At 51.4% G+C, this 18028-nt stretch carries 15 protein-coding genes and 1 pseudogene; 7 read left to right on the forward strand and 9 right to left on the reverse strand.

All coding sequences use genetic code 11. The features are described 5' to 3' along the window. Nucleotides 1-46: 46 nt before the first annotated feature. The 3 genes from ACXUPB_RS09790 to ACXUPB_RS09800 form a co-directional block, all read right to left on the reverse strand. Entirely contained in the window at nt 47-373 is a 327-nt protein-coding gene (locus ACXUPB_RS09790) for a TraR/DksA family transcriptional regulator (RefSeq protein ID WP_472956442.1), read from the reverse strand. Nucleotides 374-552: 179 nt separating this feature from the next. Further along, complete coding sequence (locus tag ACXUPB_RS09795; protein WP_472956444.1) at nt 553-1011, reverse strand: hypothetical protein; 459 nt, start codon at nt 1009-1011, stop codon at nt 553-555. A gap of 59 nt (nt 1012-1070) precedes the next feature. Further along, entirely contained in the window at nt 1071-1430 is a 360-nt protein-coding gene (locus ACXUPB_RS09800) for a hypothetical protein (RefSeq protein ID WP_472956445.1), read from the reverse strand. 713 nt (nt 1431-2143) lie between these two features. Between ACXUPB_RS09800 and ACXUPB_RS09805 the strand changes: the two genes are divergently transcribed. From ACXUPB_RS09805 to ACXUPB_RS09815, 3 genes are all read left to right on the forward strand, one after another. Continuing rightward, entirely contained in the window at nt 2144-3166 is a 1023-nt protein-coding gene (locus ACXUPB_RS09805; protein ID WP_472956446.1) for a zinc-dependent alcohol dehydrogenase family protein, read from the forward strand. Between the two features lie 236 nt (nt 3167-3402). Beyond that, nucleotides 3403-6135 (forward strand): HAD-IC family P-type ATPase, encoded by a 2733-nt coding sequence (locus ACXUPB_RS09810; RefSeq protein ID WP_179917243.1) that lies wholly within the window; start codon nt 3403-3405, stop codon nt 6133-6135. A gap of 16 nt (nt 6136-6151) precedes the next feature. Beyond that, nucleotides 6152-6829 (forward strand): DUF2238 domain-containing protein, encoded by a 678-nt coding sequence (locus tag ACXUPB_RS09815; protein WP_179917242.1) that lies wholly within the window; start codon nt 6152-6154, stop codon nt 6827-6829. A 444-nt stretch (nt 6830-7273) separates the two neighbouring features. On the opposite strand, the gene ACXUPB_RS09820 is transcribed toward ACXUPB_RS09815, so the two are convergent. The 6 genes from ACXUPB_RS09820 to ACXUPB_RS09845 all read right to left on the reverse strand — a co-directional run bounded on the left by ACXUPB_RS09820 (nt 7274) and on the right by ACXUPB_RS09845 (nt 14886). Beyond that, entirely contained in the window at nt 7274-7729 is a 456-nt protein-coding gene (locus tag ACXUPB_RS09820) for a hypothetical protein (protein ID WP_472956447.1), read from the reverse strand. Nucleotides 7730-7971: 242 nt separating this feature from the next. Continuing rightward, complete coding sequence (locus ACXUPB_RS09825) at nt 7972-9333, reverse strand: IS1380 family transposase (protein ID WP_074210231.1); 1362 nt, start codon at nt 9331-9333, stop codon at nt 7972-7974. 702 nt (nt 9334-10035) lie between these two features. Continuing rightward, entirely contained in the window at nt 10036-10881 is an 846-nt protein-coding gene (locus ACXUPB_RS09830; protein ID WP_197746125.1) for a TolC family protein, read from the reverse strand. A 284-nt stretch (nt 10882-11165) separates the two neighbouring features. Beyond that, entirely contained in the window at nt 11166-11894 is a 729-nt protein-coding gene (locus ACXUPB_RS09835) for a TorF family putative porin (RefSeq protein ID WP_062363658.1), read from the reverse strand. 440 nt (nt 11895-12334) lie between these two features. Next, on the reverse strand, nt 12335-13528 hold the full coding sequence (locus ACXUPB_RS09840; RefSeq protein WP_472954664.1) for a transposase: 1194 nt from the start codon (nt 13526-13528) through the stop codon (nt 12335-12337). 29 nt (nt 13529-13557) lie between these two features. Further along, a complete protein-coding gene (locus tag ACXUPB_RS09845; protein WP_472956449.1) occupies nt 13558-14886 on the reverse strand; it encodes a PHA/PHB synthase family protein in 1329 nt (442 codons plus the stop codon). 434 nt (nt 14887-15320) lie between these two features. On the opposite strand from ACXUPB_RS09845, the gene ACXUPB_RS09850 reads away from it, so the two are divergent. The 4 genes and pseudogenes from ACXUPB_RS09850 (at nt 15321) to ACXUPB_RS09865 (ending at nt 18016) form a co-directional block, all read left to right on the forward strand. Continuing rightward, nucleotides 15321-15824: an Hsp20/alpha crystallin family protein gene (locus ACXUPB_RS09850; RefSeq protein WP_035558697.1), complete on the forward strand. Its 504-nt coding sequence runs from the start codon at nt 15321-15323 to the stop codon at nt 15822-15824. A gap of 58 nt (nt 15825-15882) precedes the next feature. Next, on the forward strand, nt 15883-16536 hold the full coding sequence (locus tag ACXUPB_RS09855; protein ID WP_246362407.1) for a BON domain-containing protein: 654 nt from the start codon (nt 15883-15885) through the stop codon (nt 16534-16536). Nucleotides 16537-16829: 293 nt separating this feature from the next. Further along, a pseudogene (locus ACXUPB_RS09860) lies at nt 16830-16982 on the forward strand (winged helix-turn-helix domain-containing protein); the annotation flags it as partial. A 269-nt stretch (nt 16983-17251) separates the two neighbouring features. After that, the gene (locus ACXUPB_RS09865) at nt 17252-18016 is read left to right on the forward strand and encodes a DUF3750 domain-containing protein (RefSeq protein ID WP_179917240.1); all 765 of its coding nucleotides are present in this window, start codon (nt 17252-17254) and stop codon (nt 18014-18016) included. The last annotated feature ends 12 nt before the right edge of the window (nt 18017-18028 follow it).

Consider the following 18028-nt stretch of genomic DNA (forward strand, 5'->3'; position numbering starts at 1 on the left):
CAATGCAGCTTCCTAGAAGGCCCTACTGAAGGAGATTTTGCCATTGTTACAGGTCGGCGCAGCTTTTACAGCGGGTCGTGTAGGGCAAGGCCTCGAGACGTTCTGGTTCAATGGGGTTGCCACATTCCTCGCAACGGTCTCCGACCTGGGCAGCGATACGTTCCAAAGCGCGTTCTGTCTGAACCAGTTCTACCCTGGCTTCTTCCTCCAGCCGTGCGACCACTTCGTCGTTTTGAACCTCTAGCGCCTGATCATCGAGATCCTTATTCAGAGCGCCACTGCTTCGATGCTGGTGGTCTTCGTAGTGATGGATGCGGGCTTTGAGCTCTAACCGTAGGCTGTCTAGCAAGGCCTTTCTATCTTGAGTAGACATAATGTACCCGTTAATGTTGGTTAGTAAGTTGCTCTATTGAGCGGAATATGGCCTCTAATACACTTGGTACAGCTCGCGTTACGCTCAAACCTGTTTTAATCGGGCCGACGGTGGCGTTACACCATCACGGATTTCTGAGTAAGGTCAAACAGCATGAGCGCTAGAACTTGTCGCTGTGACTAAAGATCTTCCAACTTTTCCGCGTCTCGTATCATGCGCATGATTTCGTGTTGTTCTAAAGCGAGGAGGCCATTCAATAATTCCTCGGTGGACGAGACTTCAGCCCGCGTCGATAAATAGCGATAGAGATCAATAATACGATCATGTACTGCTAGCAAAGAGCGCAGGACATCGTCGGTGCTCATGTTGGCAAAGTCTAAATTACCCAGTGTTTCAAGCTTGAAAGGGTACTTGTCAAAGTATTCTGCACACCAAGTTTGGAGCGCGGCTTTCTCTGCATCTTCCTCGCTCAGCGCTATAACCCGGCTAAGCTCTTGTTCATGTTGGGAAAGATAGTCAAGTAACATGCGCAGTTTTTCATGCTGGGTGTCCCTGGCGGCGCGCTTCAGTTTATCGGCTAGGTTGGCATGCAACCGCCGGGTCAGTTCCAGTATGTCTTTAATGGTTTCAACCGTCATGCCCTTGTCCTATCTCAGGTTAGTCCTTTAGAAATAGTCGCGTGATCCTCGCAGAATTTTTAGATTTCACACCAAATGCGCTCTCTTAGATCATCACTGAGCTTTGATACCTTATGCACACGTTTTAACGTCGCTTCTGTCATATCACTAGTGATTTCGTGATAGCAGGACAGCATAGATGACGGCGTTAGCAGGCCCTCAAGACCCAGCATGCAGCTTGTCAGCTTGTTGCAGGAAACCGCCACGGTTGCAAAGAAATCGAGTTCGTGACGCGTTGCGTCATTCAGTGTCTCTAGCCAAATTTGCTGCAACTTGATCGCTGTGGTAGTGGATTCCATCCAAGGTTGAGACCATAAAACGAGCAAGTTTTCTGTGACGGATGCTTTCAAAGGCTGTTTTGTAAGATCTGACGTTACCATTTTTTTGTCCTCTCTGAAGGTAAGGCCGTATAGAAGGCTTTAATGGTGTTGTAATATTTTATGTTTTTACCAGCCAGCCGACACTGACGTTTTATTATGCCTATACAAGCAGTTAGCTAGAGCCCCGGTCATATCTTTCAAATAGTATAAATGACATAGGTGCACAAAAACTTGACCTTCGTCAGCTTTATAGCTTTGTTTTTTTATGCGTGCATGGTTGTTATAAACTGTCAGATTAAATAGTTAAGGCTTGATTAGCCTGTAAGGATAAAGTTTTAGTCATTAATGGCAATGATTCATGCTCTCTTCCCAAAACAGCTCGGTTGTTAAGGTTCTATGAAATATGTCTCACTATAGGCTGGTATTTTAAATGCAGGAGCGTTTTAAAATATTCGCCTCTAATGTCATGGCTGTATTTAATAAGCTGTTTTTCCGTGAATGATAAGGTGTTGTTTTAAGTCCTTATGCTGAGTTGGCTTTTTTGAAAAAGTGGTCGTTGCCGAGACAGGTTGATTGCGCTAGATCAATATTATTATGAATAAATGATTTTATTTGCTTGATGAGCTTCCCTTCAAGGGACTTTACGCTATAACTGTCCATAGCTTTCTAGTAGTGACTGTGAGCAAAGGATTGGTTTGTACACAAAGCAGCATACGAAACCAGCTAAGAAAAGGGTAACGAAAACTAGTGTTTACGGGGTTTAGGGACGTCGCATGAAGGTCATGGTGCTTGAGCAACAGGGTGGATCGTTGCAATGTCAGGAAAGGCCCATTCCTACGCCGGGAAAGGGGCAGGTACTGCTGAAAGTTGAAGCGTGCGCCGTGTGTCGCACTGACCTGCATCTGCTTGACGGAGAGCTGCCGGACATCCGTTATCCGATTGTTCCTGGGCACGAAATTATAGGTCGTGTTGTTAAGTGTGGCCCTGATGTAGTGCTAGAGAAGGGAGTACGCCTGGGCGTTCCTTGGCTAGGGTATAGTTGCGGTGAATGCCGCTACTGTTTGCACGGGAAGGAGAACCTTTGTGATCAGGCGCGTTTTACCGGGTACCAGATAGATGGTGGTTTTGCTGAATATACCTTAGCGGATCATCGCTTCTGCTTTTCTATCAGTTCCCACTATAGCGCTGCAGAAGCAGCACCACTGATGTGTGCTGGCCTGATTGGCTATCGTTCTCTGGTTATGTGTGGCGATGACCTGCAGCGTCTCGGTATTTATGGCTTTGGCGCGGCGGCACATATTGTGGCCCAGGTCGCAAAATGGCAGGGCATGGAAGTGTACGCCTTTACTCGCCCAGGGGATGAGGCGTCTCAGCGATTTGCGCAGCACCTGGGGGCGACATGGGTAGGTAGCTCTGAACAGTTGCCGGAAGCGCCACTGGATGCAGCTATCATTTTCGCACCTGTAGGAGAGCTGGTACCCCTTGCGCTTCGTGCTGTGCGCAAAGGGGGAGTCGTTGTCTGTGGCGGTATACATATGAGTGACATTCCCTCTTTCCCGTATGCGCTGCTTTGGGGAGAGCGGCAATTGCGCTCGGTAGCCAATCTGACTCGCCAGGACGGTAGGGCATTTTTATCATTGGCCTCCCAAGCGACAATTCAAACTAGCACAACCTGCTATCCGCTCCACGCCGCTAATGACGCGCTTAAGGATCTCAGGGAAGGCAAATTAACCGGCGCTGCAGTATTGGTGATGGAGACACCACCAGCATCTGAGATGTTCGATGTCGATTCGTAAGTTGGGTACTTTTTTTCCCGCACCACGATCACTTTGCTGGATGCCATACCCGTGATACCGGCCTTTAGCAGCTACTTGCCAATGGCTTGTGAGTACATCATGTTATGCGAGAAATGGCAAAAGGGTTTGGTTTTGTGGTTTATCCAGCCAGTGATGAAATGAATATTGTGACAGTCACGCTCAAGTTGTAATGGTGCTCGCTTATTCCCCTTCGTCGCTTCTGCCAGGGAGTCAGGATGGAAACGCCTACTGCCGATACCAGTTTGTTATTAGATAACTCGTCTTTGGGAGTTCATGCTAGGCATGCTGATAAGGTCCTTGCGGACTTTAAGACTTCATCATCGGGTCTGACAGCAGGCGAAGCGACTAGGCGCTTGGCTACGTACGGACACAATCAATTACCGAAAGTGGCCGGTCGACATCCCTTGTTTCGTCTTCTTGCCCAGTTTCATAACGCATTGATCTATTTTCTGTTGGCGGCAGCGCTTGCCGCTTTGCTGCTAGGGCATTTCGTTGACTCTGCGGTTATTTCGGCGGTGGTTTTGGTCAATGCCCTGGTTGGATTTATTCAGGAAGGTAAGGCCGAAAAGGCGCTGAGTGCGATCCACAATCTTATCGCTCCCCATGCCTATCTGGTAAGAGAGGGAAGGCGAGTCAAGGTGCCCGTGGAAGAGATTGTACTTGGAGATATCGTGTCACTTGAGCCAGGGGATCGGGTACCTGCTGATCTGCGGCTTATTCGTACGAGTGCTTTGCGTATCGAAGAGGCCATTCTGACGGGCGAGTCGGTGGCGGCAGAAAAGCGGGAAACACCAGCGCCCAAGGACGCTGCATTGGGTGACCGGCACTCAATGGCCTATTCCGGGACGCTGGTGGCTACCGGGCAGGCGATCGGTGTCGTTGTGGCAACGGGCGGCGCTACGGAAATCGGGCGCATCAGTGCTTTGCTGCGTGAAGTACAACCATTGACCACACCGCTGCTGCGCCAGATTAACCATTTTGGGGTGTGGTTTACCTGGATCACCCTGGCGGTGGCGGCCTTACTATTTGCCTTTGCGGTATTGGTACGTGGCTATGCTTGGCCGGACGCGCTGATAGCTGTCGTTGCCCTGGCGGTGGGGGCTATTCCTGAAGGCTTGCCAGCGGTCATCACCATTACATTGGCTATCGGCGTACAGCGCATGGCGCGTCGTCATGCAGCGATCCGGCAGCTACCGGCGGTGGAAACACTAGGCGCTACTTCAGTTATCTGTTCAGACAAGACCGGCACCTTGACGCGTAACGAGATGACGGTGCGACGGCTGGAAATCCCTCATGGTCGGTACACGGTGACAGGCTCGGGTTATGGGCCGGAAGGGCGGCTGGAAGCTGCTTCTACAGATGACACTGCTGCGCATAAACAGCGGCTAGAGAGTAGTTGTTTAGTGCTATCGGGAGTGCTGTGCAACGATGCCCAGTTGAACCAGGAAAATGGTGCCTGGCATGTGATAGGTGATCCTATGGAAGGGGCGCTGGTGGCGTTGGCGATGAAAGCTGGTTTGGAGCCGGAGCTAACCCACCATGAATGGCCGCGGCTTGATGAGATCCCCTTTGATGCTAAGCATCGCTTAATGGCCACGCTTAATCGCCATTCAGCAGGCGATGGTCGGATTTTTGTCAAGGGCGCTCCCGATGAACTACTGCAGCGATGTGTCGCCCAGATAGATGGTGAAGGGACGGCCGCGCTAGACCAAGACGCCTGGGGCGCCAAGGTTGCGAACGCAGCCGCCCAGGGAGAGCGAATACTCGGCTTTGCCGTTAAAGCAGTAGCTCCAGATGCTGATAAGCTGGCTTTTTCCGACCTGGATGGGCTCGTCTTCATTGGCCTAATAGGGTTTATCGATCCCCCGCGCGAGGAGGCGGTGGCCGCTATTAAAGAGTGTCACTCCGCGGGTATTGCGGTGAAAATGATTACCGGTGATCACGCTGAAACGGCAGCGGCGATTGCTCGGCAGCTAGGATTTGGAGAGGATCCACACGTCCTGACGGGGCGTGAACTCGATGACATTTCAGACACTGACCTGCCTGCTATCGTGACCGAAGCCAGCGTGTTTGCGCGGACCAACCCTGAACATAAACTGCGTATCGTTCGTGCCTTGCAGTCGACGGGGGCGATCGTGGCCATGACCGGTGATGGCGTTAATGATGCGCCGTCGTTGAAGCAGGCAAATGTCGGTGTTGGCATGGGCCATAAAGGGACTGATGCGGCGAAGGAGGCCTCCCAGATGGTCTTACTGGATGATAACTTCGCCTCCATCGTCGCTGCGGTGAATGAAGGGCGAGTTGTCTATGACAATATCCGCAAAGTAACCGCGTGGACTCTACCCACTAATGGCGGCGAGGTATTGGCGGTCATTGCCGCTATCCTGTTTAACTTCTCAATGCCGATGTCTGCGGTGCAGATTTTGTGGATTAATCTGGTTACGGCGGGCACCCTTGGCCTAGCACTAGCATTCGAGCCAGCAGAGCCCAATGTCATGCAGCGCCGCCCTAGGCCCGCCAACCAAGGATTGCTGACACCTTTTCTGATCTGGCGGGTAGCGCTTGTTTCGTTCCTTTTTCTAGCAGCGGTGCTGGGCGTATTTTTTTACTCACTGGGGCGTGGGGATGAGCTGCCGATGGCTCGCACCTTGGTGGTCAATTTGATCGTCGTATTGGAAATTTTCTATCTATTTAATGTGCGCTATCTACACTACACCTCATTTAGTTGGCAGGGGTTACTGGGCACTCCCGCTGTGCTGTCTGCTGTCGCTGTGGTAGTAGTTGCTCAGGCGATGTTTACCTACTGGCCTGCTATGAATGCCCTTTTCGATACGCGTCCGTTAGCGGTTTTGGATGGGGTATTAATCATCAGCGTCGGCATGGTGATGATGGCTATATTGGAAGTCGAAAAAATAGTGATGCACCGAACAGGCTGGTTAAATCAATAAACAGAGGTAGGGGAGTGTGTCTAGGATTAAGCAAGTACGTGCTCGGCTACTAACGCTTGATCCATTTCCTGTATGGCTGTTTATTGGCTTCATATTGTTTTGGCTATGGCTAGCCATATCGCCTCATTATCGATCGGATTGGCTACTTGAGAATATACTGGTCTTTGTAGCGGTGCCCGTGTTGGGTTGGATGTGGTATCAGGGAGGCGTCTCGCCTCTGGCATGGTTAAGTATTTTTCTCTTTTTAGTATTTCATGAAATTGGCGCTCACTATACCTATTCGGAAGTGCCCTATGACCAGTGGTTGAAAACCCTGTTTGGGTTTTCTTTGGATCACTGGTTTGGCTTCGAACGTAATCAGTACGACCGATGGGTGCATTTTCTTTATGGGCTGCTCCTATTTCCATTGATGAAGGATCTTACGAAAGGGCTATTTCTATATGAGACAGTTTTATGCCGTTTACTACCTATATTGATGATTTTATCCCATTCGGCATTTTATGAGATTGTAGAGTGGTTGGCGGTTGTGCTCTTCCCGGGGGAATTGGGGGAGTCATACCTAGGTGCCCAGGGAGATATGTGGGATGCGCAGAAGGATATGACATTAGCACTTTTAGGAGCTTTCATAGCAAGTACATTGAGTGTGTCAGTGCGCTATTTGGTAGCTAAAATTAACTCAGCCACCAATAAATAGGCAGTTTTAAGAGTGGGTAGAGGCTATTTTAAATACATCAATGCACCACTGAAAGGAGTGATAGCATTGTGCTTTACTACTGCTAAAAGTTACATAGGATGATAGATAAGTAATATTGGCTTTAGTGTTTTATTGTTGATTTAATCATATGAAAAGCTTGCAGTTTATTAAGTTGTTTTATAGCGTTTCTTTGAGGCGTGATGCAGTAAGTATATAATATTTTATAGGGTTTTGACATGGAGCTTGTATGATTTCGTCTTAAGACTTACTTGGTTGCTGAAGTCGCTAAAAGTTATTACCTATCGTTTGTGTTTTTTATTTATTTCTCTAATTGTATAGGGTTGATCCCACTATATATTAGTGGGCGCCGGTCAGTTTCGTTAGATAGCCAGGCTCGAAGAACACAATGTGAATAGCGTCTTCATCAAGCTAGCCATACAGGAGCTATGCTTTTCTGACATAGCTGCCTGGGGCGTTTTCGAGAGGTGGGTAGGGTTGTGAACCAACATGAGGTGCCTCGACAAGGGGGCCTGACCTTGCTGCCAACCATGATTGCCATGCACCCCACCAGGAGCCTGGCTTAACTGCTGTACGCTCCAGCCAAGTGTCTGGATCAATATAGGAGTCACCTTCAAAGGCGGTGGCTATTCGATAATGCCGATGCGATTGTTCAGGGGGACTAATAATACCCGCGTTATGACCACCGCTAGTGAGCAAAAAAGTAATCTCCGGTGCATCTGCAAGAAGGTGCAACCTATAGGTGGATCGCCATGGTGCGACATGGTCCCACTCTGTGCCAACACAGAAAATAGGTATTTGTATATCGCTAAGCGCCACCGGGCGGCCTTCTACCCGCAAGCGTCCTTCGGCTAAGTCATTATTTAAAAATAGGGTACGCAAGTATTCAGAATCCTGAATCCGTGAAGCCGGCGCCGACACTTTCCCTATCACCGCCAGCGAGCACTTTTTGATCATTCGCCCCGTGCAAGTTGGCTTTCGCAAGCCCGTTATTGCCAAAACCCACCGTGCTGATCGGTGCTGACGGCCCGTTTTGTCATGCCTTTCCACCCGCCAGGCACGACATATCTGGCGATCGCGTGTCGCTTGGAACTGCTTGTGGATAGAGTGTCGCCGATTGACGGTCAGCATGGCGTTCCTCGTGGATAACGCAGTCGGCTCCGCAGCGTCTTGAGCACCGTCATGCGCCCGATATCCTGCCCGAAGTCGAGGATGATCTGCCGTGCCTTGTGAATCACGAGAGCCGCACGGTGCACCAACTCTTGTAGCACGGTGCGCAGCCGGCGCCGCTTGGCCGGGTGGCGAACCGGGCTCAGCTCGCCGGTCATGCCCAGCTGTCCCATCAGGCGCAGGATGTTGTAGGCCAACTGGGCGAGATGCAGGATCAGATCGTTGGTGGCGAACTTGCCGGACGGCAAGCGCTCCAGGTCGAGATCGGTCTTGATCTCGCTGTGAAACTGCTCATGGGTGGCATGCGCCTGGTAGCGCTTGATCACCGCCTCCGGCGCCTCGTCCAGGCTGGTCCACCAGCCTTCCAACTCATAGTCCGGTTCGAGCAGCAACTGGCCATCGCGATCGGCGGTGCGCTCGACCAGGCGCATCACGCGTTGGACGACGTATTCGGTCTTGTTGTCGTCGTGGATCGAGACGGTCTGCGTCCACAGCGCCTGGCGCTTGCCAGGACGCAGCTCTTCCCAGTAGTCCGCCGCCACCGCCAGCCAGGTATCTCGATCAGCCGTGGCCGAGCCACGCGGGTTCCATTTGACGACATAGTCGAGCCGGCGCCCCTCGTCGGCAAAGACCTGGCGTTGCTGTTCGAGAAGCGCCAGGTGCGCCTGGCTGTCGAAGCCGCTGTCCTCGCGTAACAGGATCGGTTGCTTGGTCAAGCATTGGGCGCGAGGCAGTACCCGCTCCAGGAAGGCGTTGCTCTCCTTCATGGTGTGCTGCTTGCCAGGCCGCAGTTCCAGACCCAGGCACCACCCTTCGTTGCCCAGATAGGCGGCGATCGGGGTGTAGCCATCGACCTTCTGGTAGGTCCGCGAGACGCCTTCCTTCTTCGAGTTGCTGTTGTCCATGACGAAGGTGTCGATGTCCAGGCAGACGTGCGTCGTCTCGGCGGTGATCGGTGCTTCGATCAGTGACAGCAGGGTCGTGGACCAGGTGGCGGTGCGCGCCTGCAGGTCGTTGGCGGCAAGTTTCTCCAGCCGCTGTCGCAGCGTCGCCGCGCTCGGCACCTTCTGCAGGGTCAGCAGTTGTTGGAAGGGCTTGTCGCGGCGGAAGTTCTCGACAGCGTCATAGTCGCTCATGCCCAGACACAGCAGGCCCAGGTAGCTCTTGATCACGTCACTGGTGCGCATGCCCAGCGTGGTGGGGAAGCGGCTGTCGATGCTGTCGACGCCAGCGATCTCGAAGCATTGCCCGATGATGGACAGCCCGGCGTGGCTGGTGAGGGTGCGGCGACTGGCGCGGAACTTTATGTTGGGCATGGCACTGTCTGGGTGAATGGCGATAATGGCTATATTGCCATGCAGGTCAGTGGGTTAGAAGTGCTTCCGGGGGCCGGTCTCACGGATTCAGGGAAAGGTCAACGGTGCCTTGATGCTCCTGGGAATGACCTAAACTTCCGTCAGCGTACTTAACCCAGCCCTCCCATCCAAGGACTCTCGTAGTCTTTCCTCTAAGAATACGAAGCAATTCCATTGCATCGGCATACCCGACGACTATTTCATCCTCTACCGCTGATCTGTTTATTATTTCTTCGTAGCTATACATGACGGGGACACATTAACGCTTAAGCACAGCGGCGCGAGTTTACGAGCGTCCGGCGCCCGGTAGGGCGCGAACTGGTGCGTATGGTTACGTGTTTAATCACGACTCCGCCTCCCGTGCTTAATGTAATAATGAGGTATCGCTACTGCGCCTAAAAGCACCATGTACGATATCCACCAACCTCGGTTTTGTAGCTTCCGAAGACCGCTATCACGAATGCAAACTGCCAGTGTGATGACGGACATTAATAGCACTACTACCCATAAAGCATCTACTATTCCCTTTGGGACTACCCTTTCTCCCGAACCCCAATAATAGGGCACGTTCATATTGAAAGCGACAATATATGCTACCGCCAAAACGATCGTAACAATCAGTATCGTCTTCTCAAGCTTACTCATAGATACACGTAACAGTGATTATACGCCCTTCAACATAACACTATTTTCATCCGCTGCAATTCTGGCGGCCGCCGCTTTCAGGTCCGCTCTCTGACTCTGTGCCATCTCGACAAGCTGGCTGGTCGGAGGCAGGTCTTCGAGCGTCACATCAAGCTCGCCGGTCACCCCAACGGCATCGGAGGGGGACACCCCGAGCACTTCGGTAAGGTCAATTTTTGATTGCTCGAGCTTTTGTTCCGCCGAGGCTTTTTGATTCCGGGCCCTGGCAAGCCCAATGACTGCGGTATTGAGATCAATCCGGGTTTGTTTACCCTGTTTTACGGACATTTCAACCAGGTCTTTGGTGCGTTGCATAAGTTCAACGGCACGGGTTGCGGTTTCCAACTCTTTCTGAGCCAGCAGTATCCGGAAATAGGCGGCCCGCACCCGCGCCTTGGTGGCTACCTTCAGGTATTCAAGCTCCTGTTGCCGGGACGTGAGATTACTCCGGGCACGCGACTGCCCAAGGTCGCCGCGATTACCCATCCAGATCTCCTGAGTAACCCTCACCCCATATTCCAGGGACTCGTCGGCCTGATCCGGGGCCTGACGGGCCCCCAACTCAAACTCTGGATTGCTCGGCGCCCAGCGGCTGGCATGATCAAGCTGTCCCTGCTGTATCGAGACCGCGGCCCGCCTCAAAGCCAATACCGGGCTATTCTCGAAAGCCATCACCATGGCCTGGTTCAGGGAAACAGCCTGGCTGGCTTTGGCCTGCTGATATTCTTTCAGCGACACACTCTCTTTTGCCTGGGCCGACACCATAGGAGAGACGGCCAAGGCTCCCGGAACTATCATCGCGCACAACAACAATCGTTTGTTCATTCAGTATCATCCTGGCTGTTTGACTGAGGTCAGTGAGTCAGCATTTTTGCGTGGGAATCTGGAACGACCTTACAGACAAACCTTTAATACAGTTTGAAATTCAGGCACCGGATAAGAAATGAGCTTTGGCGGCAGGGGGGGCAGAGGTAAGGGCGAGGATGTCGAGTCACCGGGCGTCAAGGCAGGCGCACGATGGTGGGTTCTTGCATGATAAATAAAAACCGGCCCGTCATTTGGGCCGGCTTTTTATTCTGGATCTGAATTGCTTGTGATCACTTGGCCGATCAGAAACTCCTGCTCCAACCCAGCCAGAACTTCGGATCATCCGAGTTGACAGAGCCAAGCGCGTCGGTTGACTCAATGTCCGCGTACTCCACGTTAACACTGAAAGAACCGAAGTTTCCCGCATCCTTTGTAACGTTGGCGGCGACGTGTGAATAACTTGCCTCGCCGACAGAAGCCTTGCCGTCATCAGCGAAGTCGTAATAGCCAAGCGTCACACCGGCACTGTAGCTGTCCTCCAGAGGCACCCCAACAGAGGCGTAGTAATAGGCATCCCCCTGCACGAACACCCCATCACCACTGGTGTCGCTGTTGATCGTGTAGGCCAGGCCGATGGCCGCAATGCCATAACTGATCTCGCCGTACAGTTCGCCGAAGTCGATGGAGTCCGGCGCGTCAGGATACGCATAATAAATGTACCCAACGTCATAACCCAGTTCTTCCACAGAGCCGGAGAATCCGGCATAAAGATCAAGCTCATAGCTGGTGCCGTCACCAAAATCGACATTGGAACCCCAACCACCGGCGTAGAAGCCCGACGCATGCTCATAATCCAACCCTCCCTGGACAGCCGCAGCCCCGTCTGTCTGGGTGACGCCCCGGAACAGATAGTTGCTGCTGGCGCTCACATTTGAGCTGACGTCAGCGCTAACAATGGCGGGCGCAGCCTGAAGTGCTGCAAGCAAAGTGATACTGATAAATCCGGATTTGGTGAAAAACTGCTTCTTCATAATGGATACCTTCGGTTGGGTTTCATTGCTCCAAATATGATTTAGCAAAAGTCTTGCCACATCTTATTTATTCTTGTTTATCATTATTATAGAGACAAATCGGCACATTCTGAGCTTGCCCCCGAAAAACGACCCAACACCTAGCGCCCCAGAACCTGTCACCGGCCCGGACCAGCGCCCTGTTTTGATGCATTCTCTGTAACCATTCTCCTGAATCCGTGAAGCCGGCGCCGACACTTTCCCTATCACCGCCAGCGAGCACTTTTTGATCATTCGCCCCGTGCAAGTTGGCTTTCGCAAGCCCGTTATTGCCAAAACCCACCGTGCTGATCGGTGCTGACGGCCCGTTTTGTCATGCCTTTCCACCCGCCAGGCACGACATATCTGGCGATCGCGTGTCGCTTGGAACTGCTTGTGGATAGAGTGTCGCCGATTGACGGTCAGCATGGCGTTCCTCGTGGATAACGCAGTCGGCTCCGCAGCGTCTTGAGCACCGTCATGCGCCCGATATCCTGCCCGAAGTCGAGGATGATCTGCCGTGCCTTGTGAATCACGAGAGCCGCACGGTGCACCAGCTCTTGTAGCACGGTGCGCAGCCGGCGCCGCTTGGCCGGGTGGCGAACCGGGCTCAGCTCGCCGGTCATGCCCAGCTGTCCCATCAGGCGCAGGATGTTGTAGGCCAACTGGGCGAGATGCAGGATCAGATCGTTGGTGGCGAACTTGCCGGACGGCAAGCGCTCCAGGTCGAGATCGGTCTTGATCTCGCTGTGAAACTGCTCATGGGTGGCATGCGCCTGGTAGCGCTTGATCACCGCCTCCGGCGCCTCGTCCAGGCTGGTCCACCAGCCTTCCAACTCATAGTCCGGTTCGAGCAGCAACTGGCCATCGCGATCGGCGGTGCGCTCGACCAGGCGCATCACGCGTTGGACGACGTATTCGGTCTTGTTGTCGTCGTGGATCGAGACGGTCTGCGGCCACAGCGCCTGGCTGTCGAAGCCGCTGTCCTCGCGTAACAGGATCGGTTGCTTGGTCAAGCATTGGGCGCGAGGCAGTACCCGCTCCAGGAAGGCGTTGCTCTCCTTCATGGTGTGCTGCTTGCCAGGCCGCAGTTCCAGACCCAGGCACCACCCTTCGTTGCCCAGATAGGCGGCGATCGGGGTGTAGCCATCGACCTTCTGGTAGGTCCGCGAGACGCCTTCCTTCTTCGAGTTGCTGTTGTCCATGACGAAGGTGTCGATGTCCAGGCAGACGTGCGTCGTCTCGGCGGTGATCGGTGCTTCGATCAGTGACAGCAGGGTCGTGGACCAGGTGGCGGTGCGCGCCTGCAGGTCGTTGGCGGCAAGTTTCTCCAGCCGCTGTCGCAGCGTGGCGGTACTCGGCACCTTCTGCAGGGTCAGCAGTTGTTGGAAGGGCTTGTCGCGGCGGAAGTTCTCGACAGCGTCATAGTCGCTCATGCCCAGACACAGCAGGCCCAGGTAGCTCTTGATCACGTCACTGGTGCGCATGCCCAGCGTGGTGGGGAAGCGGCTGTCGATGCTGTCGACGCCAGCGATCTCGAAGCATTGCCCGATGATGGACAGCCCGGCGTGGCTGGTGAGGGTGCGGCAACTGGCGCGGAACTTTATGTTGGGCATGGCACTGTCTGGGTGAATGGCGATAATGGCTATATTGCCATGCAGGTCAGTGGGTTAGAAGTGCTTCCTGGGGCCGGTCTCACGGATTCAGGAGAATGCATACGGTAGGGCATGCGCGTTGCATCGGTGTTCCAGGCGAGAAGGTCGTTAATGGGTTGCCTTGTGCCTAACAAATACTCGTTCACGACCCGGGACCAGATTAAATCGTTAGAGCGCAGTACCTGGAATACCCCTGACATTTGTTTCGTATCGAGAATGCCCTGAGCCCACATTAAGTCTTCAAGGAAAGCGAGCTGCTTTTCATCAATAAAAAGCATTAGTTCACCAGCTTCTCGGAAGTCCGTTTGTGCGGCGAAGAGTGTCATTGAGGCCAAGCGGTTGGCTCCATTTCTGGCCATCGCAGAAGCGGTAATGGCCAACAGGGTGCCGCCCAGGCAGTAGCCAACCGCATGTATCTTCTGACTAGGAAATAGGGTTTCGATGACATCGAGACTCGCCAGAATGCCTTGTTGGCGGTAGTCATCCATCCCAATATCGCGATCTTCGTCCGTTGGGTTGCGCCAGGAAATTATAAAAACCGTATGGCCATGATCAACTAAGTACTTAACAAGCGAGTTATGGGGGGACAAATCTAGGATGTAATACTTCATGATCCATGCAGGCACAATGAGTATAGGCATCGCATGTACTTCTTCTGTAGTAGGGGTGTACTGGATTAGCTCGATCAGATGGTTGCGAAAGATAACCTTGCCCGGTGTAATTGCTACATTTTTTCCAACGACATACATTTCAGCACTCGCTGACCTTTTGCCGAGATAGTGGTTTTGGATATCTTCACAGTAGTGCTGCAGGCCTTGCATTAAGTTGGCTCCAGCGCTCTCAACGGTTTTTTGGAGCACAGCGGGATTAGTCAGTAAAAAATTGGAGGGGGAGAACACATCAAGCCACTGGCGGGCACCGAATTCTACTGCCTGCTCGTGATGCGGGGATAAGCCGCGTAGTCCGGTAGTGGCGTTATGCCACCACTGCTGTTGAAGAAGAAAGCCTTGATAAAGCAGATTATAGGGGAAGTAACGCCAGGCAGGGTCACGAAAACGACGATCCTGGGGCAGGGGGGCAATACAAGGTGTGGCATTGGGGTCGAAGGCCGAATGGCTAACCCAAGACAACAAGCGTAGCTGTTTCTTCATTGCTTTTTTTACTAGATGAGCCTGAGTTCCAGGAGAAAGCTGGAGGCTTGATAGCCAGTCCAAGTAAGTTAGCATGGCCGATGTAGGAGAAATGCCAAGTGTTAGCCCTGCCAGTGATGCTCGTACCAGCCTGTCCAATTGTTGGTATTGTGTCTCATCATAAATCATTGTTATTAACCCTAGAAGCTGAGCGTTAGTTTATCTAGCAATAACATTTACTTACCTTTACTGATTCACTTCACCTGAGTGCCAGGTGTCGCTGATGCCACTGTGCTTTAAGCTGCCCGCATATATAACAAAAGCAATAATGAAAAAACATTGTGATATGAAATTCTATTGATAGGTTTAATATGGGTTGAAATTAACTACTACACAATAATTTTACTACCATTTTATAGGTGAGCTGGGGTGAAGCTGGTATTAATTGCTCTGGATCAAGTTTTTGCATATTAGTGCTTTTTATTACATGTACCACCTTTTAAATAAAAGTATTTGCGCTATAAATATACCATGGCTTGTAATGTAGCCATTGAAAAAAAATGAAGGATAAAGATGCAGTTTATCCCTTTTATTAAGTAAAAGAACTACATAGGAGTAGTGTCATGGAAAAAGCAATCAGCAAGCCTGTAATGTCGGAAAAAGATACGAGTTCACTTCCAAGTAAGCGCTCTTTAAGCCCGCTGGAAGAGTTTGATCGTATGATAGAAGGTTTCTTCGAGCGCAGCTGGATGAAGCCCTTTTTCAAGGAAGACTTAATAAAAGAACGGCTAGGTTTTTTCGGTCAACATAACCCTAAAGTTGACATCATTGATCGAGACACAGAAATCGAAGTGCGCGCTGAGATGCCAGGGATTGACCGGAAAGAAATAGACCTTGAAATAACCGAACATGCCGTGATGCTAAAAGGTCAGCGTTCCGAAAAAACCGAGGAAAAACAGGATGAGTATTACCATTCAGAAATTTGGCAAGGTTCCTTTTCTCGGACGATTGCCCTGCCAGTAGAAGTGGATGCTAAACATGCTGAAGCCAAATTTAAGGATGGCATATTGACAATCACTATGCCAAAAGCCAAACAAGCTTCACGGCGTAAGCTTGAAATCAAGTAGATAGAGTGAGTATTTCTAATTGATAACAAGATTGTCTTGCAAAACTACAGGAGTACAAATGATGCCAAAGTCAGACAGTCAAATTCAGAAAGATGTGCTTGCCGAACTTGAGTATGAACCCACTGTTCGTGCTTCGAATATTGGGGTAGAGGTTAACGACGGCATTGTGACATTGGCAGGCCATGTGGATAGTTATGCAGAGAAGTGGCATGCAGAAATGGCAGCACAGCGAGTTAGCGGTGTTAAAGGCGTTGCCGTTGAAATGGACGTAAATCTGCCTGGAAATAACAATCGCACTGATGCAGATATTGCTCGTGCGGTTAAAAATACACTGGAGTGGAATGTATACATTCCACATGACCCATTAAAGATAATGGTTGAAGACGGTTGGGTGACGCTAACCGGCGAAGTCCCTTGGGAGTATCAACGGCGTTTGGCTGCTAGTTCCATACGCTACTTGACAGGGGTTACGGGTGTGAGTAACCAGATCGTTCTCAAACCTAAGCCTACCGCTGCTGCTGTTAAGGCCGATATTGAGGCCTCACTTAAACGTAGGGCTATTCAGGATGCCAATGCGATCAAAGTCGAGGTGCACGATCACGACGTCATACTAAGTGGAAAGGCACACAGCATCGCGGAAAAAGACTTAATACACCATTCTGCATGGAGTTCGCCCGGCGTATGGAAGGTAATAGATGATATAAGGGTTTGAAGGTGACAGGTAATAAAATTTCAAAACGTAGAATGGTCATCGAATCTCTAGAAGGGTTCGATGACTCTATCTTTTTGCCTGCTTTTTTTGTTGGAGTGATCCTCTCTCCGGAACTCAGTATCAAAGAACCTAACCATCAAATTTGGCTATAACGCACGCCCTTTACAAGCCTACCTGGAACGGAAAAGTATAACTACACCCGGCAACTGATGTTGGCGGAAGGCCGTATTGCGCTAACCCCTGTGGAGTTCGGTGTAATGCGCTACCTGGTTGAACATTAGGGCAAGGCAGTTTGCCGCCGTGAGCTTTTGCAGCATGTCTGGGGCACCCGTTATCAGGACGGCAGCAATGTGGTTGACGCCGTTGTTCGTATCTTGTGCCGCAAGCTTGGTAACCAGTCTGCGCGGGTCGAGACGCTCACAGGCGTGGGCTATCGTCTGCGTTGAGAGGCCATATAAGCTTTAAATTTATCCTTATTAATCAAGTTAAAGAAACGATGATTTTCTTAACCTTTTTATTTAATTAATATTTATGGTTATTTTTTAACCTATGTTACATTTTTATTACTGACTAAAAAGGTAACGTATATCATAGTAATTGAACGGCTATTACATTTAGCTTCCGTTATTAGCGTTTTCCTCAAATCGACAATATACGCTTGCGTCCAGCTAGCTATCGCGGTACTAACAGTTATCTCTTAGCTTCGGGTAACACGATGAAAACGCTGCTGCGATGGCTGCTCACTCTCGTAGCGCTTTTAGCGCTGCTGCTAGTGGGGCCTGTATGGATATTGGCAAGTAATCAAGTGGTAACAGAAGGACATTGGTCATCGTTGGATCGCTCCTCCGCTGGGATCGCCCCAGACCCAGCAGCGATCTCCGAAGCCGTGGTGCAGGTCTATTCTGCCCGCGCCTATAATTGGCGCGGGGCGTTTGGCGAACATATCTGGATTGCAACGAAAGCAGAGAATGCTGATAGCTACCGGCTGCACCAAGTGTTGAGCTGGCGTCGCCCTACGGTAGTCTCTTCTATTGATACCCCCGATCGTGCCTGGTTTGGTAACCCGCCCACGCTGCTGGCCGATTACCGCGGTGATGCGGCTGCACAATTAATACCCAAGATAGAATCAGCTGCTGCTGACTACCCTCAAGCCGACCTTTATCGCGTATGGCCCGGGCCTAACAGCAACAGTTTTATCGCTTGGGTGATTCGTGAAGTACCAGACTTTGAGGTGACGCTGCCCGTTACCGCTATCGGCAAAGATTATATTTTCAACGGTATTTTGGCACCTGCGCCAAGTGGCACGGGGTACCAGCTCTCATTAGGCGGGGTGGCCGGTATTATGCTGGCGCTAGAAGAGGGCATCGAAATTAATGTTCTCGGCTTGAGTTTTGGTATTGATGTGATGCGTCCTGCCTTGAAGCTGCCAGGTATAGGGCGCCTTGGAATGCCCGCACAAGTAGCGAGCGGTGAGCTTTAATTTTCTGCAACC

This window comes from Vreelandella sp. DA03-1M (assembly GCF_055725665.1).